Below are 25,928 nucleotides of genomic sequence, written 5' to 3' on the forward strand. Positions count from 1 at the left end.
GATCGACCGTGCGGTTTAGGCCGCGGCGGTCTGCGCAGCCAGAAATTTCGCAGCCAGCGCCTCCGGCAGCCGGCGCGGCCTGCCCTGACCGTTGATCACCGCGATAATGACCTTTGCCGCAATCAGCAGCGCATCGCCGCGCCGGATCTGCTGCTGCAGCACCATCTTGGCGCCGCCGGCCTTTTCCGTTGCGGTTTCGATCGTCAGCACGTCATCCATGCGGGCCGGCGCCTTGAAATCGATTTCCATCCGATGGACGACGAAGACAAGCCCCTCCGCGTCGCCTTCGATCGCGAGGGTCGCCTGTTCGACCCCAAGCAGCCTGAGATAATCCGTTCGGGCCCGTTCCATGAAATGGAGATAGCGGGCATGATAGACGACTCCGGAAAAATCGGTGTCCTCATAATAGACCCGCTGGATCAGTCGATGGCCGGTTTCGGTCAACTCGCCGGCAAGCGAAATCAGTGACATGGCATTCTCCGGGAGGATTTGGTTTCCTGTGCAGGATCGAAAAGGCATTTGCAAGTATTTGTCGCTTTGTCACAATCCTGTCCTATCTGATGATCCGTCCCTTCCTCCCGATCAGGAGAATCGTGCATGAAGATTGCAATCCTCGGCGGTGACGGTTTCGTCGGCTGGCCCACCGCGCTCCATCTGTCCGATGCGGGCCACGACATCCATATCCTCGACAATCTCTCCCGCCGCTGGATAGACACCGAACTCGGCGTGCAATCCTTGACCCCGATGGATTCCATCCAGGAACGCACGCGCATCTGGCATGCGGAGACCGGTCGGCGCATACACTTCAACCTGATCGACCTCGCCCGCGACTACGAGCTCCTCAAGAAGTGGCTGCAGGAACATCGTCCCGACGCGATCGTCCACTTTGCCGAGCAGCGGGCGGCACCCTACTCGATGAAAAGCGACCGGCACAAGAATTACACGGTCAACAACAACGTCAACGCTACCCACAACCTCTTGAACGCTCTGGTGGAGATCGACCTCGATGCACATCTCGTGCATCTCGGCACGATGGGCGTCTACGGCTATTCCACCGTCGGCGCGGCCATTCCCGAAGGCTATCTGCCGGTCGGGATCGAGACGATGGGCGGCGAGACGGTGAGCCAGGAGATCCTTTATCCGCCCAATCCCGGTTCGATCTATCACATGACTAAGTGCCTCGATCAGTTGCTCTTCCAGTTCTATGCGAAGAATGACGGGCTCAGGATCACCGACCTGCACCAGGGCATCGTCTGGGGCACACATACGGAACAAACCCGGCGCCATCCGCAGCTCATCAACCGCTTCGACTATGACGGCGACTATGGGACGGTCCTGAACCGCTTCCTGATCCAGGCGGCGATCGGTTATCCGCTGACGGTGCACGGCACCGGCGGCCAGACCCGCGCCTTCATCCATATTCAGGATTCCGTTCGCTGCATCGAACTCGCACTGTCGAACCCGCCGGCCGGCGGCAGCCGCGTCGAGATATTCAATCAGATGACTGAGACGCATCGCGTGCGCGACCTTGCCGAGATGATCGCCAAAATGACCGGCTCCAAAATCGCCTGGCTGCCGAACCCGCGTAAGGAAGCGGCGGAGAACGACCTCGTCGTGCACAATGAGAAGTTCCTGGAGCTCGGGCTCGACCCGATCCGCCTTGCGGATGGGCTGCTTTCTGAGATCGTCGACGTCGCGAAGAAATTCGCCTATCGCGTCGATCGCTCGCGCGTGCCGGCCGTCGCCGCCTGGACCAGGGACATCGCTCCGCTGATCAATCACGATCCGGAGGGCACGCGGCTGAAATCCGTTTCGTGATGGCACAGACGACCGCTTCGGAGGGGCTCCGCCCCTCCTCACCGCCCTCTGCAGCCCGTGCCTTCGTGACGCTCGTCACCAATGCCGATTATGCACTCGGCGCGCGCGCGCTCGCCCGCTCAATCCGCCGCACGGAAACGACGGCAGACATCGTGGTGCTGCATACGGGCGGAGTGGACATTTCCGCGCTCTTGCCGCTCCGGAAATTCGGCTGCCGGCTGATCGAAACGGAACTCCTGCCGCTTTCCGACGAATTCAACGCGCGCCATGCGCGCCGAAATGTGCACGAGAAGGCGCCGTTCACGAAAGGCCGGAAGCCCGCCTTCCACTCGCCACTCGACAATTTCTGCAAGCTGCGGCTTTGGCAGCTCACCGAATACGAGTGCTGCGTCTTCATCGACGCCGACGCGCTCGTTCTGCGCAATATCGACAAGCTGTTTCTCTATCCGGAGTTTTCGGCAGCGCCGAATGTCTATGAGAACCTTGCGGATTTCCATCGGCTGAATTCCGGTGTCTTCGTCGCCGAGCCCTCGCTTGCGACATTCAAAAGCATGCTGACGGCCCTCGATGCGCCGGGCGCCTTCTGGCCGCGTACGGACCAGACCTTCCTGCAAGACTACTTCCCCGACTGGCATGGATTGCCAGTTACGATGAACATGCTGCAATATGTCTGGTTCAACCTGCCCGGACTTTGGGATTGGCGTTCGATCGCCATCCTTCACTATCAGTACGAAAAGCCGTGGGAAAAGGACCATCCGCGCGCAGACAGCCTGCGCCCACTGATCGAGCTCTGGCAAGCCTACCTCACCGGCGAGAGCATTCCCGACGCTGCAGCGCTTCAAAATCCCCCACGTGCCGGAACCGCATCGTGAGCCGCGTCCTCGTCTCCGGCGGCACCGGTTATGTCGGCCGCTTCATCGTCGAGCATCTGCTTGCAAGCGGTTACAAGGTGACGGTGGCCTGCCGATCGCGGCCAGCAGCAAGCTTCTTCTCCCGGCCGGTCGCCTATTTGCCGCTCTACCTCGATCCGGACCGCGACCAGATCGCCGCCTTCGACGATGTCTGTTATTTCGTCCACGCGGCCTTCGAGCATGTCGAGGGCAGGTATCGCGGCGGCGAAGGCGGAGACCCGGAGGGGTTCCGCCGCGCCAATCTCGACGGCTCGATTCGTCTCTTCGAGGAGGCGCGCAGTGCCGGCGTCCGTCGCTCAGTCTTTCTTTCCAGCCGCGCCGTCTATGGCAAAACCGCCTCACCCATCCTCGACGAGTCGACGACGCCCGAACCGGACACGCTCTACGGCGAGGTGAAACTCGCCGCCGAGAACGTGCTCGAATCGCTTGCAGGCCCGGCTTTCGTGACCGCGAGCCTGCGCGTGACCGGCGTCTATGGCCAGGCCGGATCCGTCCGACGCCACAAATGGAGCAGCCTTTTCGCCGATTATCTCGCCGGCGCGTCCGTGCCGCCCCGTATCGGCACCGAAGTCCATGGCGACGACGTCGCCCGGGCCGTGCGCCAGATGCTGGAAGCGGATCCGGCGAAAATCTCCGGCAAGGTCTTCAATGTTTCCGACGTCCTGACGGACACCCGCGAAATTCTGGCAATCTTTCAAGCAGCGACAGGCTGTCCCCATCCGTTGCCGCCGGCAGCCGATCCGAACGGTGTCAAGGTTATGACCACGGACAGACTGCGCACCCTTGGGTGGACCCCGGGCGGGCAGGAACGACTGGCGGTCACCATTGGGGGACTGGCGCGGGATCTCCTATAGAAGAAACTGGCAAGCGTGTCAGCCGCCGACGAATTTCCCTCGCCTCGCCGCAAACTGCGAGGCCCTTCTCTCCGCTTGCAGGGAGAAGGTGCCCGACAGGGATGAAGACGGTCTGCGGTCACCCAAGGTCGACCACAACGATCTCCGGCGGCACGCCAAAGCGGATCGGGGCGATGGAGCAGCCGAGACCGCCCGAGACGATCAGATTGCGATCATGCTCTACGATATGGCCATAGGCATAGCGGTCGCCGAAACGGGACGGTACGACCGGTGAATAGCCGGCAAGCCGCACCTGACCGCCATGGGTGTGCCCGGAGAGCGTCAGCGAGACGCGCGACGGCACGTCTGGAAAGATGTCGGGTTCGTGCGCCAGCAGGATCACCGGCGCCTTATCAGTGACCTGCGCAAGAGTCCCGCCGAGATCGTCGAGGCCGATCATGCGCCGCCGTTTCCAGATCTTGCCCGGGCGAAGCGCGAGTTGGTCTTCGAGCCCCGCCAGCCAGAAGCTGAAGCCGTCCTTCTCCAGGCGGATGGCGCGATTGCTGTGGACCTCGATACCGACGCGTGTCAGCGCCCGATGCGCGAAAGTGTCGCCGCCGCCGTTCTTCTGGGCGGTCCGGTCTTCCCACCAGTCGTGATTGCCCATCACCGCATGCACGCCGAGCGGCGCTTTGAGCGTCGAGAGCGCAGTCGACCACTCGCTCGCAGGAACGCGACGCGTGACAAAATTCATGCCCGAGGCATAGTCACCGAGAAGCAAGGTGACATCGCCGCGGAGGCTGTTGGCGCGCTTGCAGATCGAGACGATGCGCTCGGCCGACATCCAGGGTTCGCAGGCATGCAGATCGGCGAGTGCGACAAGACGCAGCTTGAGGCCCGGCGTCCAGCCGGGCGGAGTCATCTGGTAGCGGGCGATCGAGAGCCGCCCGAGCGGCTCGACGGCCAAGGCATAGCCGCCAAGCGTAGCGAAACTTGTGAACCCGCCGCCGACCAATTTCATGAAGCCGCGGCGGTTGATCATCTCAGTCGTCCTCGAGTGTCAGCCGGAATTGGGCCGCCTCTACATCCTTGGGCGGATTGAGGCCGAGATGCTTCCAGGCATTTGCCGTCAGAACGCGGCCACGCGGGCTGCGCTGGATGAAGCCCTGCTGGATGAGATAGGGCTCGATGATATCTTCGATTGCGTCGCGCGGCTCGGAAAGCCCGGCTGCGATTGTATCGATGCCGACCGGCCCGCCACCGAAATTCTGGGCGATCATCGCCAGATAGCGGCGGTCGAGCTGGTCGAGACCCACATTGTCGACCAGCAGGCGCGTCAGGGCCTCGTCGGCAAGCTCGCGCGTCACGGCGTCGGCGCGGGCGACCTCGGCGAAATCGCGCACGCGCCGCAGAAGGCGCCCGGCAATGCGCGGCGTGCCGCGCGCTCGTCGGGCGATTTCGCGCGCGCCTTCGTCGGTCATGCCGAGGCCCATAAGCCGCGCGCCGCGCCTGACGATCGATTCCAGCTCGTCGACGGTATAGAAATTGAGCCGCACGGGAATGCCGAAGCGGTCGCGCAAGGGCGTCGTCAGGAGCCCGAGGCGAGTCGTCGCAGCGACGAGGGTGAACTTGGAGAGGTCGATCTTCACCGAACGCGCCGCCGGCCCTTCCCCTATGATGAGATCGAGCTGGAAATCCTCCATTGCCGGATAGAGAATTTCCTCCACCGCCGGATTCAGGCGATGAATCTCGTCGATGAAGAGCACGTCGCGCTCCTCGAGATTTGTGAGAAGTGCCGCGAGATCGCCGGCCTTTGCGATCACCGGACCGGAGGTCGAGCGGAAATTGACGCCCAGTTCCTTCGCCATAATCTGCGCCAACGTCGTCTTGCCGAGACCGGGGGGACCGACGAAGAGAACGTGATCGAGCGCCTCGCCGCGATTGCGCGCCGCCTCGATGAAGATCTTGAGGTTGGCGCGAGCCTCGGCCTGGCCGGTGAACTCGTCGAGGGACTGCGGACGCAAAGTCGCGTCAACATCTTCACCTCGCTTTTCCGGCGCTATCAGGCGTGCGGCTTCATTCATTTCAAACTTCCATCTGCGGGCTGGGTCGCCTGGGCCATCCGACGGCGCGGGGCAGCTTTCAACCATAGTGCGAGCGCGGCCGCCGATCCAGTCCGATCACGCCCGCGAGCCTCATTCCGATGCGATTGCGGCCGCACAAAGGCTCATCGCGCCAGCTCCTTCAAGCCGAGCCGGATCAGCTTGGCACTGTCGCCGCCTTCCCCGCCATTCTTCAGGGCCGCGGCAACGGCATTTGCCGCCTGGTCGCGCGAATAGCCGAGATTGGTCAGCGCGGAGACCGCATCCGCGACCGGTGCCGAGGCGCCCCCCTCGCCGAGCTCCTGCTTGAAGCCGATCGAGGCCGACATCTCGCCGGCAAAGGCGGGCGCCTTGTTCTTGAGCTCGGTCACGATGCGCACGGCTACCTTCGGACCGACGCCGGGGGCGCGCGCAACCGAAGTCTTGTCCTGCAGCGCGACGGCATTGGCAAGTTCGCTTGGCGTCAGTGTCGAAAGCAGCGCCAGCGCCACCTTCGATCCCACTCCCTGGACCGTTTGCAGCAGGCGGAACCATTCGCGCTCGAGCGCCGTCAGGAAACCGAAAAGCCTCAATTGGTCCTCGCGCACATAGGTCTCGATGAAGAGCGCCGCCGCCTCCCCCGCCGATCCGAGCTTCGAAAGCGTGCGCGCCGAACAATGGGCGACATAGCCGACGCCATGCACATCGAGCACGACGTAATCCTCGCCGATCTCGTCGATGGTGCCCTTGAGTTTACCGATCATATGGCTCTCGTTGTCCTATTACGCCGTTACTTCCATCTGGGCCCCAGCCATTACCCCGCAAGCGCCGCCAGACGGCTGGTGATAGCCTGGCGGTTATGGGCGTGGCAGATCGCGATGGCAAGCGCGTCGGCAGCGTCGTTGCCCTTGAACTCGGCCTTCGGCATCAGCACCTTCAGCATCATGTGGATCTGCTGCTTCTCGCCATGGCCCACGCCGATCACCGCCTTCTTGACGGCGTTCGGCGCGTATTCGGCGACGCGCAGGCCCGCCCGCGCGGGAACCAGCATGGCGATGCCGCGCGCCTGGCCGAGCTTCAGGGTCGCGGTCGCATCCTTGTTGACAAAGGTCTGCTCGACTGCTGCTTCGTGCGGCTGGAAGCCGTGCACCACATCGGCGAGCCCGTCATGCAGCTCACAGAGGCGGGACGCGAGGTCTTTGTCGCCGTCCGACGTCACCGTGCCGGAAGCGACGAAGCGCAGCGAGTTGCCCAGCGTCTCGATTATGCCCCAGCCGGTGCGCCTCAGGCCCGGATCGATGCCGATAATGCGAATCGTAGTCTGCATGCCTCACCCTATGTCGGTCGATGAGACGCTGCCAGCGAAAAGTGAACAAAACAAAAACATCACACAGAAAGAGCGGGACATGGGCGAAAGCGGTCGGACGAACCTTGGATTGAGGAAACTTGAACCTACATTGCCATCGCTCGAATTCTTTTGAAGAAAAGGCATTGCCATGGCCCCCTTCTCCATCCTCGACCTGTCGCCGATCACCGAAGGCGGCAGCGTCGCGCAATCGCTCGAGAACTCCCGCCAGCTGGCAATCGCGGCCGAAGAGAACGGGTACAAGCGCTTTTGGCTGGCCGAGCATCACGGCATGAAGGGCATTGCCAGCGCGGCAACGTCGCTCGTCATTGCGCATGTCGCATCGGCGACGCGGACGATCCGAGTCGGATCGGGCGGCATCATGCTGCCCAACCATTCACCGTTGGTGATCGCCGAACAGTTCGGCACCCTGGCAGCGCTTTTTCCCGGCCGCATCGATCTCGGCCTTGGCCGCGCGCCGGGCACGGACATGCGTACCGCGCAGGCATTGCGGCGCAACATGGAGGCGAGCGCCAGCAATTTCCCCAACGATGTCGTCGAGCTTCGGGCACTGCTCGGTCCGGTCGCCGAGGACCAGAAGGTCATCGCCGTGCCCGGTGCCGATTCCAACGTGCCGGTCTGGCTGCTGGGCTCCAGCCATTTCAGTGCCCATCTTGCCGGCATGCTGGGGCTTCCCTTCGCCTTCGCCTCGCATTTCGCCCCGGACATGCTGCTCTCCGCGCTCGAGATCTATCGCGAACGCTTCACGCCCTCGCCCGAGCTCGACCGGCCGCATGTGATGGTCGGCATCATGGGCGTCGCTGCCGACACGGATGAGGAGGCAAACTATCTCTTCACCTCGATGCAGCAGTCCTTCGCAGCGCTCCGCCGCAACGCCCGCGGCCGCTTTCCGCCTCCGGTGAAGTCGATGGATGGCCTGTGGAGCCCGGATGAGAAGACCTTCGTGGATCACGCCATGGCCTATGCGGCGGTCGGCGGTCCCGAGACCGTCCGCCGGAAGATCGCATCCTTCCTCGATCTCACCAAGGCCGACGAACTGATCATCTCCATGCCGATCTTCGACATGGATGCGCGGCTTCGCTCGCTGAGGCTCTTCGCCGAGGTGAAGCGGAGCCTTGCCGCCAGTTAAACGGCGGCGCTGCTTGCAGCTCCGATCCTGGCGCGGAACATGTCCGTTCCCTGGACGATCCGGTCGATGACGGCCTCGAGCGCCCAGTATCTCTCGTGGAGGTCATAGGGCACGGCGCGGCTGGACGTATCGGCAAAGGTGCCGAGCCGCTTGTGGTAAAGCTTTGCGAGCTTCGGATAACCCATCGGTTCCGTCTGCGCCGAAAGTACCAGGAAAACCGCGAGTTCGTCGGCGAGCTCGGGATATTCCGCCCCATGATCCTGCAGCCAGCGGTACAGATCCGGGTGGAAATTGTTCATCACTCCGCAGAAGCCGGCGCCGGTCACCTGCATGGCCGCATAGGCGATCGCGGCATTGGCGTTACAGATGAGGAATGGCGTATTTTCGGCGATTGTCGCCCTGCGCTTGACGGTATCGAGATCGCAGGAGACATCCTTCAGCAGGATGAAGCGGCCCGACTGCGCGCAGAAATCGATCTCATCATCGGTGAGAAGCCGGCGATAGGGCGCCGGACATTCATAGAGGCCGAGCGGCACGTCCTTCGGCAGGGCTGCGAGCAACGCATCGAACGACGCGCGCACCTCCGCCGCACCGGCCGTCTCCGGGGCCAGCCGGTTCGACACGAGGATCACCGCATCCGCGCCGGTATCGGCAATGGCCATAAGCTCGGTGATCTGATCATCGAGGCTTTCGGAAATGTGCCCGGAGGACACCACCGGAATGCGGCCGGCAACCTTTTCGACGGTGAAGCGTGAGAGATCCACGCGCTCTTCGAGCGACAGAAACCGCATTTCGGAGGACTGGCAGACCGCGAAAAGCGCCTCCGAACCATTGGCGATGTACCACTCGATCAAGGCCTCATAGCCGCCCCAATCAATTTTTCCGTCAGGGCCGAAAGGCGTGATCATGACGGGAATGATTCCGGCGATGCGTTTGCTCACTTGAGACTCCATGGGTGTGGCTCAGCCGGCATAGCCCAGAAGGCGAGGCAGCCAGAGAATAATGTCGGGAAACAGGATCATCATGATGAGCGCGAGGATGAGCGCCGCGACGAAAGCCCAGATTTCGCGGATGATCTCGGCAAGCGGAATTCTTGTCGTCGCATTGATGACGAAAAGCAGGATTCCGTAGGGCGGCGTGACGAGCCCGATCATCGTGTTCACCACCGCGACCACGCCGAAATAGACGAGGTCGATGCCGAGTTCCCGGCAGGTGGGAATGAACAGCGGAATGATGACGAGGATGATGGTCGAGGCGTCGAGCACGCAGCCGAGGGCAAGCAGCAGCAGATTGATGCCGAGCATGAAGGCAAGCGGCGACACGTTGATGCCGGCGAGCGACTGGGCGATCGTCGTGCCGATATTCTCCGACGCCACGATATAGTTCAGCACCAGGGCGCCGCCGATCACCAGCCCCACGGAGGCGGACGGGCGGGCGCTGTCCACGAGCACCTCGTAGAAGGCCTTCAGCGTCAGCGAACGGTAGAACACGGTCGCCAACAGCAGCGCATAGGCGGCGGCTATCGCCGCAGCTTCCGTGGGCGTGGCGATACCGCCATAGATGCCATAAAGCAGGATCGCCGGCATCAAAAGAACCGGGAAGGCCTGGAGGGTGAGGCGCGGAACTTCGCGCAAGGGCACCGTTTCGTCGGCAGCGATGCCGCGCCGGTGTGCGTAGAGGATGTTCATGCCCATCAGCACTGCGCCCATCGTGAGCCCGGGCGTAACGCCGCCGAGGAAGAGGTAACCGACGGACGTGTTGGATACGAGCGCATAAAGAACCATCGGGATCGACGGGGGAATGATCGGGCCGATGGTGGCGGAGGCCGCCGTCAGCGCTGCTGCATAGCCGCGCGAATAGTGACCGCTCTTCCTCATCATCTCGGTGACGATGCGCCCGACACCCGCCGCATCGGCGACCGCCGACCCCGACATGCCGGAGAAGATGATCGACGAGACGACGTTCACATGACCGAGCCCGCCGCGAAACCGCCCGACGGTCGCCACGCAGAACTTCAGGAGCCGCTCGGAGATCGTCCCTGCATTCATGATGTTGGCGGCTACAATGAAAAGCGGCACCGCGAGCAGGACGAAACTGTCGTAGAGGCCGGAGGCCATCTGTTCGCCGGCGATCGCCACGTCCTGGCCCTTCACCGTAAGATAGACGATGGAGCCGACCAGGATGGAATAGGCGACGGGTGTGCCGATGGCGGCAAGCACGAGAATGACGAGGAGGCAGAGGGAAAGGGCAACGCTCACGACCGGACCTCGTCATGTTCGGGCGCATCATCGCCTGCGACCCCTTCCTTCAATATCCGGAAAAGCCTCCACGCATAGGCAGCGATGACGGCGACGAGAAACACGGCATAGATGACATACACGTCACGCATGGGCACACGCAGGGTCGGGCTTCTCTTGATGCGGAGGAAATCGATCCAGTCCCAGGTGGGCAACAGCGACCAGGCGAGGCCCGCGACGATCGCCAAAGCCGAGATCGCGGCCATGGCACGCCGCGGTCCGCGCGAAGCCGAACGGTAGAGGAGATCGAAGGTTATGTGGTCCTCGTTGCGCACGAAGAAGGCGCAGCCGAAGAACACGATCCACACCCACAGGATCAGGCAGAGCTCCAGCGTCCAGCCGAAAGCCTGGTCCATGACGTAGCGGGAGAGTATCTGCAGCAGGAAGGTGGCAAAAAGGGCCAGCATCATCAGCGCGCCGACGGCTTCCGCCCCTTTTCGCAATCCCTTGAAAAGGCCGGTCATTGGATCTCCCAAGCATTTGTTACTGCATCTCTCCTCAAATCGACATCGATCTGAAGGCAAAGACATGCGGAATTTCAAAGTGCTCCAGCGGCCCTTACGCGTCTGGCAAGACGCGCGGCGCTGTAGTCGGGCGGATTCACCGGACACCGCACGAATGCGGCAGATTCAGCAGATAGAGCGGCCGCCGCACCCGCAATACACGCCGGATGCGGCGCCGATCCCGTCAGCCCGCGAGCGCGTTGATCTTGTCCAGCATGCCGTCAGGCCATGCGGCGGCGAATTCGCTCTCGAGGAACATCTTCTGCACGTGGTCCCGGAAGGCCGCGATATCCGGCTCGTAAATCTCGAGCCCCTTCTCCTTCAGGAAGGCGACGAGTTCGTCTTCCTTCTTGAGCTGGTTCTGGCGGCCGAATTCCGCGGCGTCGTCGGCGGCCTTTTGCAGCGCCGCTTGCTGCTCCTCGGAGAAGCCGTCGAATGTTTTCTTGGAAATCGCCAGGTAATTGAGGTCGACCAGATGCGAGGTCATGCAAATCTGTTTGGTGACTTCGTAGAACTTCGCGTCCACCACCGTCGGCAGCGGATTGTCCTGCCCGTCGATCGCGCCCGTCTGGAGTCCTGTATAGATTTCGGTGAAGGCCATCGGCACCGGATTGGCGCCGAGCGCCTTTCCGAGGAACTGCCAGGCATCGGTCCCGGGCATGCGCAGGGTCACGCCCTTGAGATCCGCGGGCGTCGTCACGGTGAGTTCGTCCTTGGACTTGCGCAGATTGAGCTGGCGACGACCGAGATACATGACCGTCAGCAGTTTGACGCCGAGCTCGTCCTCGACCTTTTGCTTCAGCGGATCCATCAGCGGGTCGTTGAAGACCTTAACCTGATGCGCCGCGTCCTTGTGCACGTAGCCGGCCGAAAAGATTGAGAATTCCGGCAGGAACACGGCGAGTTCCTGTGCCGAGGTGATCGCCATCTCCAGATTGCCGCGGGCAATCGCCTCGAGTTCGGTGCCCTGCTTGAACAGCGTCGCGTTCCAGTGCGGCTCGAAGGTAGCGAAATCGGCAATGCCCGGCGCGAATTTCTCCATCAGCGCGACGGAGCGCTGATCGGTATCGGATGCAGGTGTCGAGAGCCGGAGGACCGGCTTGTCCGCGGCAAGAACCGTCCGCGAGATCAACGGCAAGGCGGCGGCCGCCGCCGACATGGCAAGCACGGAACGGCGCGTGAATTTCGTCTTCATATTTTCCTCCCATTCGAAACGTCGGGTCCCCTGACCTCTGCCGGCGGCACCCGAGGGCCGAGAAGCCGGCATTCGTTTTGTACGGTCTCGAGCCGCCTCTCCTCCCGCGGCCGGAACGAGCTCATAGGATAACCATAATTTCGCGGATGACAAGTGACTAACATGTCAGTAGTATGTCGACATCGAACCGGTGAAACGATGAGCGACGCAGTGCTTCACGCTGACGATCTCAATCAGCAGGGCGGACAACGGCCTCCCGGCCACGCGCCCTTGCGTCAGGCGGCCTATGATCGCATCGAAGACCTGCTGAACGAAGGCGTTCTCAAACCCGGGCAGGTGGTTTCGCAGCGCGAACTCGTCGAGAAGACGGGGGCGACCCTCGGTGCCGTTCGCGAGACGATCCCGCGCCTCGAGGCCGAAGGCCTGCTCCAGACGCTTCCCAAGCGCGGCCTGATGGTGCCGAGCCTCGACATCGCCTTCGTGCGCGATGCCTATCAGTTGCGTGCGATGATCGAGATGAGCGCGGTGCCCCACGCGCTCAAATTCCTGCAGGCCGAAGAGATCGACGCCTGGATTGCGGCGCATCAGGAGGCGCGCACGAGCCTAGATTGCGCGGCCGACCCCGACCTGTCGAGCCGGTTGCAGAGGCTGGACTGGGCCATGCATGCCCGGCTGGTCGGCATGATGGGGAATGCCCTGATCGATAATGTCTACCGGGTGACGGCGATCAAGATACGCATGGCGGTGCAGTCGCGCATCCGGGTGACGCCTTCCAACGCCTTACGCGTGATCGGGGAACATCTGGCGTTTCTCGAAGCCATGCGGGACGGCAGGGAGACCGACGCGATTGCGGCCCTGAAGAAGCACATCGACAATTCGCTGACGCTTGCCCTCGGAGGCAGCCTCTGAAAAGCAAAAGACCCGCATTGCGACGGCAATGCGGGGTCCGTTCATGCCGCAGATCGGGGGATCAGGCCGAAAGCTTCTCCAGCACCTCGTCGGAGACTTCGAAGTTCGAATAGACATTCTGGACGTCGTCATCGTCTTCGAGGTTGTCGATCAGCTTCATCAGCGACTGTGCCTTTTCCTCGTCTACCGGCACGGTATTCTGCGGCTTCCAGATCGCCTTGACAGTTTCGGCTTCGCCGAGCGCGCCTTCAAGCGCCTTCGAGACCTCGCCGATATCCTCGAAACCGCAAATGACGGTGTGGCCGTCCTCGTCCGTGGTGACATCGTCGGCGCCGGCTTCGATCGCGGCTTCCATCACGGCGTCGGCGTCGCCGGCGTCGAGCTTGTAGGTGATCTCGCCGACCCGGTCGAAGGAGAAGGAGACCGAACCGGTTTCGCCGAGTGCGCCGCCGGCCTTGGTGAAGATAGAGCGGACATTGGAGGCGGTGCGGTTGCGGTTGTCGGTCAGCGCTTCGACGATGACTGCGACGCCGCCCGGTCCGTAGCCTTCGTAGCGGACTTCCTCGTAGTTCTCCGCATCGCCGCCGGCAGCCTTCTTGATCGCACGCTCGATGTTGTCCTTCGGCATCGACTGCGCCTTGGCGTTCTGGATCGCCAGCCTGAGGCGCGGGTTCATGCCCGGGTCGGGCAGGCCGGTCTTCGCGGCGACGGTGATTTCGCGCGCCAGCTTGGAAAACATTTTCGAGCGCACCGCATCCTGACGGCCCTTGCGGTGCATGATGTTCTTGAACTGTGAATGGCCAGCCATGGCACCCTCTGCATGCAATAATTTCGTTGGAATGGGCGCCTTATAGTTTCATTGCCACGTCCCGTCCAGCAGGTGGTGCCGTCTTTTCAGGAAGCAAAATGGCGCGATCTTTCCGGGATCTTCGCTGCGTTCTGCAAGAAGGAAAGGTCATACCCCCTGCAGGACATAGATCAGCGGCTTCTTGGGAAGCGAGCGCAGGGAGACCCTCACGCTGTCTCCGGCGGCATAGCTCTTGTCGTAATCGTCGCCGAACATCGCCAGGAAATCGTTGACCAACGGCCTCCGGTGCATCGGCAGGATCAAGGCCGACCGCAGCCGGGTGACGACCCGGCTCATGCTTTCCGCGCCCATGGTCAAGCCGCCATCGACCGGCACCATCAGCACATCGAGCCGGCCGATCGCGCGATAATGGCTATCGTCGAGTTCGTAATGCAGGTGTCCGAGATGGCCGATGCAGAGGCCGGCCACCTCGAAGATGAAGATCGAATTGCCGTTCGGCTCCATGCCGCCGAAGCCGGAGCGAATGTCGGTCGGGACGTTGCGGATATAGGCGTCGCCGACGACGAGGTCGTGATCGGCCGGCTCGCCGTTTTCGCCCCAGCCGTGCAGCACATGGGGGATCGCCGGATCCGGCGTCAGCGTGTAGTGGCTCGAATGGGCCCTGTTCATCGTCACGACCGTCGGCGGCAATGCCGTACGGAACCAGCCGTTATAGTCGGTGGCGATCGAGATGCCGCCAGGCGTTTCGATGAGGAAGGTCGAGTGGCCGAGAAAGGTGATGCTCACCTCCCCCTCCGTCGCCGCGGCGGGAATGGCCGGCGGCGCCGCAAAGCCGACGAAGATCGCCGCCGGTGTCGCCTGCGCGATTGCCTGGCACTGGCTGACGGGCGCCTGCGATTCTTGCGCAGCGGCCCGCTCGGACCAGAAAACATGGACGAGCCATATGGCGGCGAGAACATAGGCAAAGTATCGCAGCAGCATCCTTCACCTCACACGTCTTCAGCGCAACGCAGGATCGTTCAAGGCGCTTGCGGCGTCCAGCGCCTGGAGGCCGCCGGCCGCTCACAATTGCGTCATTGCGGTTGCGTCCTACCAAGCTGGAACGCCGGCTTCATTCCCCAGGTGCCGGCGCCGGCGCCGCCGAGGGCGCGCGCTTCCTGCGCATCGACCGCAGCGCCACATAAAAGACCGGCGTCAGGAACAGGCCGAGGAAGGTGACGCCGAGCATGCCGGAAAAGACCGCGGTTCCGAGCGACTGGCGCATCTCCGCGCCGGGCCCGGTCGCGATCACCAGCGGCACGACGCCGAGAATGAATGCAAAGGCCGTCATCAGGATCGGGCGCAATCTCAGCCGGCTCGCCTCGATCGCCGCCTCGATCGGCGTGAGACCCTCCTCCTCGCCCTGGCGCGCGAATTCGACGATGAGGATTGCGTTCTTGGCGGCAAGGCCGATAAGCACGATGAGGCCGATCTGCGTCAGCACATTATTGTCCATGCCACGAAGCGAGACTCCGACGAGAGCGGCGAGAACAGCGAGCGGCACGATCAGGATGATCGCCAGCGGCAGGACCCAGCTCTCATATTGCGCCGCGAGCGCCAGAAAGACGAAAATCACCGAGAGCGCGAAGATGAAGACGGCCGTGTTGCCGGTCTGTCGCTCCTGGAAGGCAAGCTCGGTCCATTCGAAGGTCGTGCCCTGCGGCAGGATCTCAGCTGCAAGCGCCTCCATCTTGTCGAGCGCGGCACCGGTCGAGACACCCGGCGCCGGGTTGCCCTGGACCGGCACGGATACATACATGTTGTAGCGCTGGACGAGAGCGGGCCCGCTTGTGTCGCGGATCTCGACCAGTGTTCCGAGCGGAACCAGCGCGCCGGAGGCGGAGCGCACCTTGAGTGCCAGGATGTCGTCCCGCTCCATGCGGTATTGCTGATCGGCCTGGGCACGGACCTGGTAGACCCGGCCGAAGGCGTTGAAATCGTTCACATAGGATGCGCCCAGATTGATCGACAGCGTTTCGAAGATGTTGGGAATCGGCACGTTCAGCGCCCGCGCCTTGTCACGGTCGATCGCCAGGAAGAATTGCGGGCTCGAGGCGGAGAAGGTGGTGAAGACGCCTGTCAGGCCCTCGGTCTGGCTGGCGGCCCCCATCATCTGATAGGCAAGAGCCAGTGCGCGCCGCATGTCGGCGTTCTGGCGGTCCATGATCTGCATTTTGAAGCCGCCGGAATTGCCGATGCCGCGCACGGACGGCGGCGGCACGGCGATGATGAAGGCCTCCTGTACGCTTTGCATCGCGCCGAAGATCTGGCCGATGACCCGGTCGGCACTTTGCCCATGTTCGAGCCGCTCCTCAAAGCTTTCGAACGGCGTGAAGATCACGCCGGAATTGCTGGCGTTCGTGAAGGTCGATCCATTGAAGCCGGCAAAGGCCACTGCGTCCCTGACGCCCGGCACGTCCCGTATCATCGCCGACGCACGCTGGACAACGGCGTCGGTTCGCTCGAGCGAGGCACCCTCGGGGAGCTGGATGACGACGATGGCATAGCCTTGGTCCATCGTCGGGATGAATCCGCGCGGCACGACCTGCGCCATGTACCAGGTGGCGCCGAGCAGGCCGACGAAGACCAAGAGCACAGCGGCAATCGCGAGCCCTGTCCCGACCAGCCGGCGCACCACCCAGGCATAGCCGTCCGCCATACGGTCGAAACCGGTATTGAAGCCATCGGCGAGCCTTCGACCGAAGCGGCTCAGCGGATTGCGGCTTTCCTGCGCCTGATCGTCATGGGGGCGCAGGAGAATGGCCGCAAGCGCCGGCGACAAGGTCAGCGAATTGAACGCCGAGATCACGGTCGCAACAGCGATCGTGACGGCGAACTGCAGGTAGAACTGGCCGGAAATGCCGGGGATGAAGGCGGTCGGCACGAAGACCGCGGTTAGTACCAGCGAGATCGCGATGACGGCCGCACCCACCTCGTCCATCGTAACATGGGCTGCCTCGCGCGGCGTCATGCCCCGCGCGAGATTCCGCTCGACATTCTCGACCACGACGATCGCATCGTCGACCACGATGCCGATTGCCAGCACCAGGCCGAAAAGCGTCAGCATGTTCAGCGAAAAGCCGAAGGCGAAAAGCACGGCGAAGGTGCCGATCAGCGAAACGGGAATGGCGACGATCGGAATGATCGCCGTGCGCCAGGACTGGAGGAAGACGACAACCACCAAGGCGACGAGAACCACCGCCTCGCCGATTGTCTTGTAGACCTCGTCGATCGATTCCGAGATGAACTCCGTCGGGTTGTAGATGATCCGGTATTCCAGTCCCTCTGGAAAGTCCCGTGAAAGATCCGCCATCGTCGCCTGAATCGCGTCCGCCGCGGCCAGCGCATTGGTGCCTGGACGCGAGAAGATCCCGAGTGCGACGGCGGGGCTGCCGTTCAGGTAGCTGTTGGTGACGTATTCGCGCGCGCCGAGTTCGACGCGTGCAACGTCCTGCAACTGCACCAGCCTGCCGTCCTCCGTCGCCTTGACGATCACATAGCGGAACTGGCGGGCGTCGCTGAAGCGGCCGTCCGTCGTCACCGTATATTGGAAGGCGGCGTCGCCCGACATCGGCGGGCCGCCGATCGCGCCGCCCGAGACCTGCACGTTCTGCTGGCGCAGCGCCTCGACGACATCGCCTGCGGTCATGCCGTAGGCCGAGAGCTTCTGCGGGTCGAGCCAGACGCGCAGTGCATATTCGCGCTCACCGAAGAGCGTGACGTCGCCCACCCCGTCCAGCCGCACTAGCAAGTCGCGAATGCGCGTGCGCGCGTAGTTGGAGACATAGAGCTGGTCGTAGCGGTCGTTCGGCGACAGCAGGTGGACCACCATCATCAGGTCCGGCGAGCTCTTTGAGGTGGTGACGCCGATGCGCCGCACGTCCTCGGGCAATCGCGGTTCGGCAATGGCGACGCGGTTCTGCACCAGCACCTGCGCCTGATCGAGATCCGCGCCGAGCTTGAAGGTGATCGTCAGCGCCATCGAGCCGTCCGCCGTCGAATAGGACGACATGTAGAGCATGTCCTCGACGCCGTTGATCTGCTGCTCGAGCGGTGTCGCGACCGTATTGGCGACGGTCTCAGCATCCGCCCCGGGATAGGAGGCCCTGACGACGATGGTGGGCGGTGCGATTTCCGGATATTGTGCGACCGGAAGCTGGAAATACGCGATGCCGCCGACGATCAGAAGCACAATCGACAGCACCGAGGCGAAGATCGGCCGGTCGACGAAGAAGTGCGCTAATCTCATTGCTGAGCCTCCGCCGATTGCGCCGACTCCTGCGGCAGCTCGATGAGCTCCGGCTTCACCTTGACCCCGGGGCGCACCCGCATGAGCCCGTTGACCACGATCGTTTCGTTACCCGTCATGCCGCTGCGGATGACGCGGTAGCCGTGCAGCCGCGGACCAAGGCGCACCGGCTTTGTGGTGACGCTACCGTCCTCGCCGACGACATAGACGACCCTTTCGTTCTGGTCGGCGGCGATCGCTTCATCCGGGATGAGGATCGCCTGATAGGTGTCGGAACCCTCGACCTCCACGCGTCCGAACAGGCCCGGCTGGAGAATGAGACTCGGGTTGGAGAACCGCGCGCGCAGGCGCATAGTGCCCGTCTGGTTGTCCACCCGGTTTTCCGAGAAGTCGAGGTTGCCTTCGAAGGGCGCCTCGTTGGCGTCTGCGATCGTCACCAGGACCGAGAGCGATCCGGCCCCCTCCTGCAGCGCACTGCCCCGCTCGCGGGCGGTGCGGGCATAGGCCAGCACCCGGCGCTCGTCGACGTCGAAATAAAAATCGATCGGATCGAGCGAGACTATGGTCGTCAGCACCGTCTGATCCGCCTGAACGAGATTGCCCGGCGAAAGCAGCCGCCGGTCGACGCGGCCGGTGATGGGCGCGGTGATCGTCGTATATTCCAGATCGAGCCGGGCCCGATCCACTGCGGCCTGTGCTCCGCGGACATTGGCCTGCGCAGCGAGCAGCGCGCGGCGGTCATCGTCAAGCTTGGAGACAGAGAGCGTGCCGGTGCCGGCAAGCGATTCCGTCCGTTTGAACTGGGCTTCGGCGTAGGCGAGCGTCGACTCCGCCGAGGTGAGCGTCGCCTCCGCCTGCGAAAGCGCCATGGTGAACGGGCGCTGGTCGATCATGAAGAGCTTGTCGCCCTGCTTCACCATCGCACCGTCGGTGAAGAAAACCCGATCGAGATAGCCGCCGACGCGAGAGCGGACCGAAACCTCGTCGACCGCCTCGAAGCGGCCGATGAACTCGTCCGCGTCGATGACGTCGCGCACCACGGGCTTGGCGACCGTCACCGTCGGCAGTTGCGCATCTTGCGCGCCTGCGGATCCCGCGATGAGAAAGGAGATGGAAAGGCCGACGATCGCCGGCAGGCGCCATTTTCGCAACATGACCGCTCTCCAGACACTTGACCATCAAGTCGCCCGGCGGGGTTAAATCGGTTGCCGTGGCGACATTTCGGACCCGTGGCATTCACCACCGGCGGTACCAGAGCAACCGTACAACTGCCTGCGGCTTCAAACCGCTCTCGGCCCTGGCTTTTCGATCTACATGGAAACTTGCGAACAGCGGCCGCTCTGAACGGCTCTGATTTTGGGAGCTAACCTGCCACTATTCGCAATGACTGTCACTTGGAAAAAGCCAACCGACAGGAGACGGCGCGCAGTTGCCAAGCGCCTGTCCGACGGGAGGGGCCACGCGAAACAGTTGAATATCAACCGGATGCCGCGCGGACTCGTGTCCTATAACCAGAACTCGGGAATCGTCTCGCCGAGCCTCGGCCCCAGCCTCAGCGGTGCAATCTTTTCGGCGAGGCCCGTGCGGTCGGAAATCTCGATACCGACGCCGCAGATGGTGGCGGGACCGGAGGCCGCCTCGAAGCGGCCCTTGGGCATCTTCGAGATGAAGCGATTGAGCGGCTCCTCCTTATCCATGCCGAGCGAGGAATCGTAGTCGCCGCACATGCCGGCATCGCTGATATAGCCGGTGCCGCCATTGAGTATCTGATGGTCGGCGGTCGGCACATGGGTGTGCGTGCCGACGACGAGGCTGGCGCGACCGTCGACGAAGTGGCCGAAACATTGTTTCTCACTCGTCGCTTCGGCGTGGAAATCAAAAACGACGGCATCGGCCTGCTCGCCGAGCGGGCAAGCCTCGAGGATCGCCTCGGCGCAAGTGAAGGGGTCGTCTAGTTCAGGATGCATGAACACCCGGCCCATTACATTGGCGACGAGCACGCGGGCACCGTTGCGGGCGAAATAGAGATTGGAGCCACGTCCGGGCGTGCCGGCCGGGTAGTTCGCCGGGCGCAGGAACTGGTCATGCCGCTCGCAGAAAACCACCGCCTCCTTCTGGTCCCAGACATGGTTGCCGGTCGTCACCACATCGGCGCCGGCATTGATCGTCTCCAGGAAGATCTCCTCGGTGATACCGAAACCGCCGGCGGCGTTCTCGCCATTGACGACCACGAAATCGAGTTTCAGGTCGCCGATCAGCCCCGGGAGGCGCTCCCAGACCGCCGTGCGGCCCGTCTTGCCTACCAGATCTCCCAGAAACAGAAGTCGCATTGCCGTTCAATCCCGCTCAAAAATGCCGGAAACCGCTTTCCGTGAGCACGGCGTCCAGCGCCACGTCATGCGGTTCAGCCGGCACTGATGCCACTTCCTGGCAGTCGAATGCAATCCCGATCAGCCGCGGCATGTGACCTTTGCCGCGCAAACGGTCGATTGCCCGGTCGTAGTAGCCGGCGCCGTAACCGATCCGATGGCCGGTCGCATCGAAAGCGGAAAGCGGCACCAGCATGATATCCGGATCGATTTCCGGCGCATCCGGGCCGGGCCCGGTCGTGCCGAACCCGGTTTCGACCACCGCGACACCATCGACGAGCTCACGGAAGACGATCGTCTTCTTGTCCAGGATGACCGGCAGGCACAGCCGGGCGCCGCGGTCCCTGAGCCGGACCATCAACGGACGGATGTCGGCCTCCGAGCGGATCGGCCAGAACCCCGAGACCACATGGCCGGGATCGAGCGCGATGACCTCGGCCGCGTGATCGGCCATGGCAAGGCTCGCCTCGATGCGAACCTCCGCCGGCATCGCGTCACGCAGGGCGAGACGCTCATTCCTCAGCGCGGCCTTCAAGTCCTTTGGCGACATCGAGCGCCCCCTCCATGGCATGTCCGATCCTGCAACCGAGTAGCGCAAGCCGCCCCCGGCTGGAACCATGTCGCCGTCGCTTTTGCAACATTTCGCGACAAAGCTCCACCCTTCCCGTCTCGACACGAGCTCGGGAGTTGCGGCCAGAGGACGTTGCGGGCCGCCTCGGATGCGAGAAATGGGCGGTTCAAGCCGTTGCCGGGCAAAATTGGCACGTCGGTCGAAACTGACATCCCGCTCGAACGCATCGACGAGGCGCTTCAGGACGTGATGCGGGGTTCGAGGCGCGCAATCCTGCGGAAGCCATGTGCGCGACGTCCGGCTCGGGCTGATCTCATAGCATCCAATGGGTCTGACGAAGCGGCTGCTGGACGCAGCCGCCCCCATGAAGCGCGTCCGCGATACCGGCTTCTGCGGTGAGGCGAGGGTCACGCCGGCGGAGAAGGAGAGCCCATTCGGCCCGTATCGCAAACCGGAGGCGCCAACGCCAAAGCGCGCCCTCGAGTGGTGTCGAACGGCGGACGTTGCGAAATGCTGGGGCAACCAGGACACCCATGGCGATCACCTCTGATGATTGCGGCGCCCTCATTTTCGACTGCGCATTGACATGCGGCAAACGAATTGCGAACATGCCTGTCATCAATTTTCCTAATGGTGAACCGGGTGTCGATCCCCCTTGACAGCGAATTGCTCAGGACCTTTCTGGCAGTCGCCGAGGCCGGCAATCTCACGCGGGCTGCCGATACGGTCCGGCGTACGCAATCCGCCGTCAGCATGCAGGTCAAGAGGCTGGAGGAACTGATTGGTCTGCCGCTGTTCGAGCGTCATTCCCGCGGCGTGGTGCCGACGGCGCATGGCCGGCGCCTCGTCGACAACGCACGGCGGATCGTTTCGCTGCTTGACGATACGGCGGCGGCGATGCGGCAGCCGGCCCTCGGAGGCTCGGTCCGGATCGGGATCTCGGAGGAATATATCAACTCCGCACTGCCGAGGGCGCTCGGCGCCTTTGCGGCCATCCATCCCGACGTCGAGATAACCGTGCACCAGGGAACCTCGATGTCCAATCTGGCGGCGCTCGAAGCCGGCGAGATCGACATTGCCGTCGTGTTCGAGCCGGGCGGTAGGAGCCGAAACGAAGTGCTCATGATCGATCCCACGGTCTGGGTGACCTCCGACCAGCACGCAACCCATGAACGCCAACCACTGCCGATCGCAACCTATACTTATATCGAAGGCGGGTGGTGCGATGATCTTGCCATGCGGAACCTGAAGCAACGCCGAATAGAGAGCCGCATTGCCTTCGTAAGCCGCACGACCAGCGGCCTGATTGCGGCCGTCCTATCGGGACTGGCCGTAGCGCCGCTGTCGCGCAGCGTCATTCCGCCCGATTGCCGCGAGCTCACCGAGACTGACGGCTTCGGCATCATCGACCTGTCCAAGGTCGTGCTACGGACAAGGACGGACAAGCGATCGCAAGCGGTCGATGCGATGTCAGACGCTCTTCGCCGCGCCTTTCGGGGACCGAACGAAGCTGAAAGAGAAGTTGTGCGATCCACGACGACCGATGGATAGTTTACGATCCCGGGTACCTACTAGGTAGGTGGGCGCCGTATGTCCGAACCCACGGGTCCGGCCAGGGACAGCTCCCTTGAGATCGTGTATGGCCCCGGGGATTGTGGTTCCTGTCGGGAAGCGCAGACCGCGCGGCAGATATAGAACGTCTTCGGCGCTTTCGCCAGAGCGGGATTTGCGAATGCCGCTGAATTTGATCCGGAAGCCGAGCTTCCGCGCGCCGGCGCACCAATATCAGTTGGCGGACGTCGGGCGGCCGTTGAGCCTGGCTACGACGGCGTGGATCTGCGCCGTCACCTCCCCGAGAGCCGCTGCGACCGCTTCCTCATTGCGCATCTGGTCGGAAACTTGCGTCTCGCGGCTCGTCTTGAGGCTCTCGACCTCGGCCTCGAGGGTATTCAGCCGCCGGTCGACCTCGCTCAGTTCGTCCATCACCATGATGCCCGCCATGACCGTCAGCCTGAGATCGCCGATCTCGCCGAACTGCCCCCGGAGATGGCCGACATATCGATCGAACCTGGCGGCGAGTTCGCTCAAATGGTCCTCCTGCCCCTCCTCGCAGGCCATCCGGTAAGCCTTGCCGTCGATCGTCACCGTCACCTGTGCCATGCTTCAAGAACCTCAGCGATCCAGCACTGCCCGAATGGTCTCCATTGCCGTGACCAGCCGGCGGGAAACCTCGCGATTGACTTCTTCCAGGCGGTTGGCCCGGAATTGCGACTGGTCGAGCTCCTGCGCCAGACGCGACCGGTCCGTATTGACCCGCCGCACTTCGTCCTCGAACTCGCCCACGTCCCTTTCCTTGTCAAAACGGCCGTCCAGCGCGATCTCAAGAGATTGGACTGCGTTCTGCAACTCCTCGATCGCTGCCTTTACCGTCTTTGCCGGCATCCTTCCGAAACCTCACGAGCGCGGGATGGGAGACTGTGGACCGCCTCCTCATGCCTTGAACCAGGTGGCAGAGCTCCGTATGTCCGTCGGAACATGATCGGCAAACAGCCCTGCGCTCCGAATCGCCGGCGCAACCGACCGTATCGGAACATCCTTTTTAAACCCATTCCCCAACTCTCAACAATGCCGGGCGGAGCAATTGCTCGAGGCAAGCTGTGGATGGCCGAATCGGACCTGGAAAGTCGCCTCCTGAGACCGCATCGCCACGCGCGGAACGGGGCGCAAAAGTTCGCCGCCATCCCGTCGCGGAAGGCCTGAATTTGTTGACTCGCGCGGCGCACCTGCTATGTGTCGGGCCGCTTCTCATACGGTCTTTGGAGGATTAGAGACCGTCCCTGACCACCGAACCAAACGGAACAGTCATGATCTCTCGCGAAAAACACGACCGGATGGCGAATGCAATCCGTTTCCTCTCCATGGACGCCGTCGAGAAGGCAAATTCCGGCCACCCCGGCCTTCCCATGGGTGCTGCCGACATAGCAACGGTTCTCTTCACCCGTTATCTGAGCTTCGACCCGAAGCAGCCCAATTGGCCCAATCGCGATCGCTTCGTTCTGTCGGCCGGTCACGGTTCGATGCTGCTCTATTCGCTGCTCTATCTGACCGGTTACGAAGACATCACCATTGACGAGATCAAGAATTTCCGCCAGCTCGGCTCGCGGACGGCCGGCCATCCGGAATATGGCCACGCAGCCGGAATCGAGACGACGACCGGCCCACTCGGCCAGGGGCTGGCCAATTCCGTCGGCATGGCGATCGCCGAACGGAAGCTGCGCGATGAATTCGGAGCCGAGCTGATGGAGCACTACACTTACGTGCTCGCCGGCGACGGCTGTCTGATGGAAGGCATCAGCCAGGAGGCGATCGCGCTTGCCGGTCATCTGAAGCTCAACAAGCTGATCGTCTTCTGGGACGACAACAACATTTCGATCGACGGCCCGATCTCGATCGCCGACTCGACCGACCAGCACGCCCGCTTCCGCGCCTGCAACTGGCACACGATCGCCGTCGACGGCCATGATCCGGATGCGATCGCCGCCGCGATCGAGGAGGCTCAGAAGTCCGACAAGCCGACGATGATCGCCTGCAAGACCGTCATCGGCTTCGGCGCGCCGAACAAGGCAGGCACACACAAGGTGCACGGATCGCCGCTCGGCGCCGAGGAAATCGCCGCGACCCGCAAGGCGCTCGGCTGGGAAGCCGAAGCCTTCACCGTTCCCTCCGACGTCCTGGACGCCTGGCGGCTTGCGGGCCTGCGCTCGACCAAAGCGCGCAAGGAGTGGGACGAACGGCTGGAATCCGCCGAGACCGAGAAGAAGGCGCAGTTCATCCGCCGCTTCGCCGGCGACCTGGAAGGCAGCCTCGCCCCGGCGATCGGCGCCTATAAGCAGAAGCTTGCGGAGACCAGACCGTCTCCGGCCACCCGCAAGGCCTCCGAGGATGCGCTCGAAGTCATCAACGGTGTTCTCGCCGAAACGGTCGGCGGCTCTGCCGACCTGACCGGCTCCAACAACACCAAGACGAGCCAGACCCATTCGATCACCCCGGATAACTTCGCCGGCCGCTATATCCATTACGGCGTGCGCGAGCACGGCATGGCCGCCGCCATGAACGGCATGGCGCTGCATGGCGGCCTCATCCCCTATTCCGGCGGATTCCTGATCTTCTCCGACTATTGCCGCCCGTCCATCCGCCTCGCCGCGCTGATGGGCATCCGCGTCATCCATGTGCTGACGCATGACTCCATCGGCCTGGGCGAAGACGGTCCGACGCATCAGCCCGTCGAACACCTCGCCTCGCTGCGGGCGATCCCAAACCTCCTGGTTTTCCGCCCGGCCGATGCAACGGAGACCGCCGAATGCTGGCAGCTCGCGCTCGAAAGCCGAGCGCGTCCTTCGGCGATCGCACTGACGCGCCAGAACCTGATGGCGGTGCGCACGGAATACGAAGAGGAAAATCTCTGTGCCCGCGGTGCCTATGACCTCATCACCGCCAGCGATGCAAAAGTGACGATATTCGCCACCGGTTCGGAAGTAGAGATCGCGGTGAAGGCATGCCAGACGCTGACGACCAAGGGCATTGCGACGCGCGTCGTTTCCGTTCCCTGCGTCGAGCTCTTTGCCGAGCAGAGCGAGGATTATCAGCGAGCGATCATCGGCAATTCGCCGGTCAAGATCGCGGTCGAAGCCGGTGTGCGCCAGGGCTGGGATCATCTGATCGGCAGCGACGGCACCTTCATCGGCATGTCGAGCTTCGGCGCTTCGGGCCCCTATAAGGACCTCTACAAGCATTTCGGCATCACGCCGGAAGCGGTGGTCGCCGCCGCCGAAGCCAAATTGTCTTGATCA

Annotated in this window: 23 protein-coding genes, 1 other RNA gene and 1 pseudogene; 7 read left to right on the forward strand and 18 right to left on the reverse strand. The window is 63.0% G+C overall.

Annotated features, from left to right (window positions below):
- Positions 1-15: 15 nt before the first annotated feature.
- On the reverse strand, positions 16-471 hold the full coding sequence (ybgC, locus tag EKH55_RS13100) for a tol-pal system-associated acyl-CoA thioesterase (protein WP_069459191.1): 456 nt from the start codon (positions 469-471) through the stop codon (positions 16-18).
- 126 nt (positions 472-597) lie between these two features.
- Here ybgC and EKH55_RS13105 point away from each other — a divergent pair, with 126 nt between their 5' ends.
- Genes EKH55_RS13105 through EKH55_RS13115 form a run of 3 tightly spaced genes read left to right on the forward strand, consistent with a single transcriptional unit; the run spans position 598 to position 3,583 of the window.
- Positions 598-1,818: an NAD-dependent epimerase/dehydratase family protein gene (locus EKH55_RS13105; protein WP_069459190.1), complete on the forward strand. Its 1,221-nt coding sequence runs from the start codon at positions 598-600 to the stop codon at positions 1,816-1,818.
- Complete coding sequence (locus EKH55_RS13110; RefSeq protein WP_069459189.1) at positions 1,818-2,690, forward strand: glycosyltransferase; 873 nt, start codon at positions 1,818-1,820, stop codon at positions 2,688-2,690. The genes EKH55_RS13105 and EKH55_RS13110 overlap by 1 nt, the downstream gene beginning before the upstream one ends.
- Entirely contained in the window at positions 2,687-3,583 is an 897-nt protein-coding gene (locus tag EKH55_RS13115; protein WP_069459188.1) for an NAD-dependent epimerase/dehydratase family protein, read from the forward strand. The genes EKH55_RS13110 and EKH55_RS13115 overlap by 4 nt, the downstream gene beginning before the upstream one ends.
- 118 nt (positions 3,584-3,701) lie before the next feature.
- On the opposite strand, the gene EKH55_RS13120 is transcribed toward EKH55_RS13115, so the two are convergent.
- From EKH55_RS13120 to ruvC, 4 genes are all read right to left on the reverse strand, one after another.
- The gene (locus tag EKH55_RS13120; protein ID WP_069459187.1) at positions 3,702-4,604 is read right to left on the reverse strand and encodes a metallophosphoesterase; all 903 of its coding nucleotides are present in this window, start codon (positions 4,602-4,604) and stop codon (positions 3,702-3,704) included.
- 1 nt (position 4,605) lies between these two features.
- Positions 4,606-5,646 (reverse strand): Holliday junction branch migration DNA helicase RuvB, encoded by a 1,041-nt coding sequence (gene ruvB / locus EKH55_RS13125; RefSeq protein WP_069459186.1) that lies wholly within the window; start codon positions 5,644-5,646, stop codon positions 4,606-4,608.
- Between the two features lie 143 nt (positions 5,647-5,789).
- Entirely contained in the window at positions 5,790-6,407 is a 618-nt protein-coding gene (gene ruvA / locus EKH55_RS13130) for a Holliday junction branch migration protein RuvA (protein WP_069459185.1), read from the reverse strand.
- A 50-nt stretch (positions 6,408-6,457) separates the two neighbouring features.
- Positions 6,458-6,970, reverse strand: coding sequence for a crossover junction endodeoxyribonuclease RuvC (ruvC, locus tag EKH55_RS13135; protein ID WP_069459184.1), 513 nt, complete (start codon positions 6,968-6,970; stop codon positions 6,458-6,460).
- Between the two features lie 169 nt (positions 6,971-7,139).
- Between ruvC and EKH55_RS13140 the strand changes: the two genes are divergently transcribed.
- Positions 7,140-8,138: an LLM class flavin-dependent oxidoreductase gene (locus tag EKH55_RS13140; RefSeq protein WP_151611583.1), complete on the forward strand. Its 999-nt coding sequence runs from the start codon at positions 7,140-7,142 to the stop codon at positions 8,136-8,138.
- On the opposite strand, the gene EKH55_RS13145 is transcribed toward EKH55_RS13140, so the two are convergent.
- The 4 genes from EKH55_RS13145 to EKH55_RS13160 form a co-directional block, all read right to left on the reverse strand.
- A complete protein-coding gene (locus tag EKH55_RS13145; RefSeq protein WP_207544028.1) occupies positions 8,135-9,079 on the reverse strand; it encodes a dihydrodipicolinate synthase family protein in 945 nt (314 codons plus the stop codon). The two genes, EKH55_RS13140 and EKH55_RS13145, sit on opposite strands and share 4 nt — an antisense overlap.
- Positions 9,080-9,100: 21 nt before the next feature.
- Entirely contained in the window at positions 9,101-10,396 is a 1,296-nt protein-coding gene (locus EKH55_RS13150; protein ID WP_069459182.1) for a TRAP transporter large permease, read from the reverse strand.
- On the reverse strand, positions 10,393-10,899 hold the full coding sequence (locus EKH55_RS13155; protein ID WP_069459181.1) for a TRAP transporter small permease: 507 nt from the start codon (positions 10,897-10,899) through the stop codon (positions 10,393-10,395). The genes EKH55_RS13150 and EKH55_RS13155 overlap by 4 nt, the downstream gene beginning before the upstream one ends.
- A 223-nt stretch (positions 10,900-11,122) precedes the next feature.
- On the reverse strand, positions 11,123-12,133 hold the full coding sequence (locus EKH55_RS13160) for a sialic acid TRAP transporter substrate-binding protein SiaP (RefSeq protein ID WP_069459180.1): 1,011 nt from the start codon (positions 12,131-12,133) through the stop codon (positions 11,123-11,125).
- A 198-nt stretch (positions 12,134-12,331) separates the two neighbouring features.
- On the opposite strand from EKH55_RS13160, the gene EKH55_RS13165 reads away from it, so the two are divergent.
- The gene (locus tag EKH55_RS13165; RefSeq protein ID WP_083265348.1) at positions 12,332-13,042 is read left to right on the forward strand and encodes a GntR family transcriptional regulator; all 711 of its coding nucleotides are present in this window, start codon (positions 12,332-12,334) and stop codon (positions 13,040-13,042) included.
- A 61-nt stretch (positions 13,043-13,103) separates the two neighbouring features.
- On the opposite strand, the gene EKH55_RS13170 is transcribed toward EKH55_RS13165, so the two are convergent.
- The 6 genes from EKH55_RS13170 to EKH55_RS13195 form a co-directional block, all read right to left on the reverse strand.
- Complete coding sequence (locus EKH55_RS13170) at positions 13,104-13,850, reverse strand: YebC/PmpR family DNA-binding transcriptional regulator (RefSeq protein WP_069459179.1); 747 nt, start codon at positions 13,848-13,850, stop codon at positions 13,104-13,106.
- A gap of 147 nt (positions 13,851-13,997) precedes the next feature.
- Positions 13,998-14,831, reverse strand: a complete 834-nt coding sequence (locus tag EKH55_RS13175) for an MBL fold metallo-hydrolase (protein WP_069459178.1) — start codon at positions 14,829-14,831, stop codon at positions 13,998-14,000.
- 130 nt (positions 14,832-14,961) lie between these two features.
- Positions 14,962-18,138, reverse strand: coding sequence for an efflux RND transporter permease subunit (locus EKH55_RS13180; RefSeq protein WP_151611584.1), 3,177 nt, complete (start codon positions 18,136-18,138; stop codon positions 14,962-14,964).
- Positions 18,135-19,292, reverse strand: a complete 1,158-nt coding sequence (locus EKH55_RS13185) for an efflux RND transporter periplasmic adaptor subunit (protein ID WP_069459176.1) — start codon at positions 19,290-19,292, stop codon at positions 18,135-18,137. The genes EKH55_RS13180 and EKH55_RS13185 overlap by 4 nt, the downstream gene beginning before the upstream one ends.
- A gap of 351 nt (positions 19,293-19,643) precedes the next feature.
- Complete coding sequence (locus tag EKH55_RS13190; RefSeq protein WP_151611585.1) at positions 19,644-20,468, reverse strand: TIGR00282 family metallophosphoesterase; 825 nt, start codon at positions 20,466-20,468, stop codon at positions 19,644-19,646.
- 16 nt (positions 20,469-20,484) lie between these two features.
- A complete protein-coding gene (locus EKH55_RS13195; protein ID WP_069459174.1) occupies positions 20,485-21,057 on the reverse strand; it encodes a 5-formyltetrahydrofolate cyclo-ligase in 573 nt (190 codons plus the stop codon).
- Positions 21,058-21,708: 651 nt separating this feature from the next.
- Between EKH55_RS13195 and EKH55_RS13200 the strand changes: the two are divergent.
- Positions 21,709-22,512 (forward strand): annotated as a pseudogene (locus EKH55_RS13200) (LysR family transcriptional regulator); the annotation flags it as partial.
- Between the two features lie 90 nt (positions 22,513-22,602).
- Here EKH55_RS13200 and ssrS read toward each other — a convergent pair.
- The 3 genes from ssrS to EKH55_RS13215 form a co-directional block, all read right to left on the reverse strand.
- Positions 22,603-22,761, reverse strand: a non-coding RNA gene (gene ssrS / locus EKH55_RS13205) — 6S RNA.
- Between the two features lie 102 nt (positions 22,762-22,863).
- Positions 22,864-23,238: a cell division protein ZapA gene (locus EKH55_RS13210; RefSeq protein WP_069459172.1), complete on the reverse strand. Its 375-nt coding sequence runs from the start codon at positions 23,236-23,238 to the stop codon at positions 22,864-22,866.
- A 12-nt stretch (positions 23,239-23,250) separates the two neighbouring features.
- Positions 23,251-23,520 carry a DUF4164 domain-containing protein gene (locus EKH55_RS13215; RefSeq protein WP_069459171.1) on the reverse strand — a complete coding sequence of 90 codons (270 nt, stop codon included), beginning with the start codon at positions 23,518-23,520 and terminating at the stop codon, positions 23,251-23,253.
- 422 nt (positions 23,521-23,942) lie between these two features.
- Between EKH55_RS13215 and tkt the strand changes: the two genes are divergently transcribed.
- Positions 23,943-25,925, forward strand: coding sequence for a transketolase (gene tkt, locus EKH55_RS13220; protein WP_069459170.1), 1,983 nt, complete (start codon positions 23,943-23,945; stop codon positions 25,923-25,925).
- Positions 25,926-25,928: the final 3 nt, after the last annotated feature.

The organism is Sinorhizobium alkalisoli (assembly GCF_008932245.1).
Lineage (GTDB): Bacteria > Pseudomonadota > Alphaproteobacteria > Rhizobiales > Rhizobiaceae > Sinorhizobium > Sinorhizobium alkalisoli.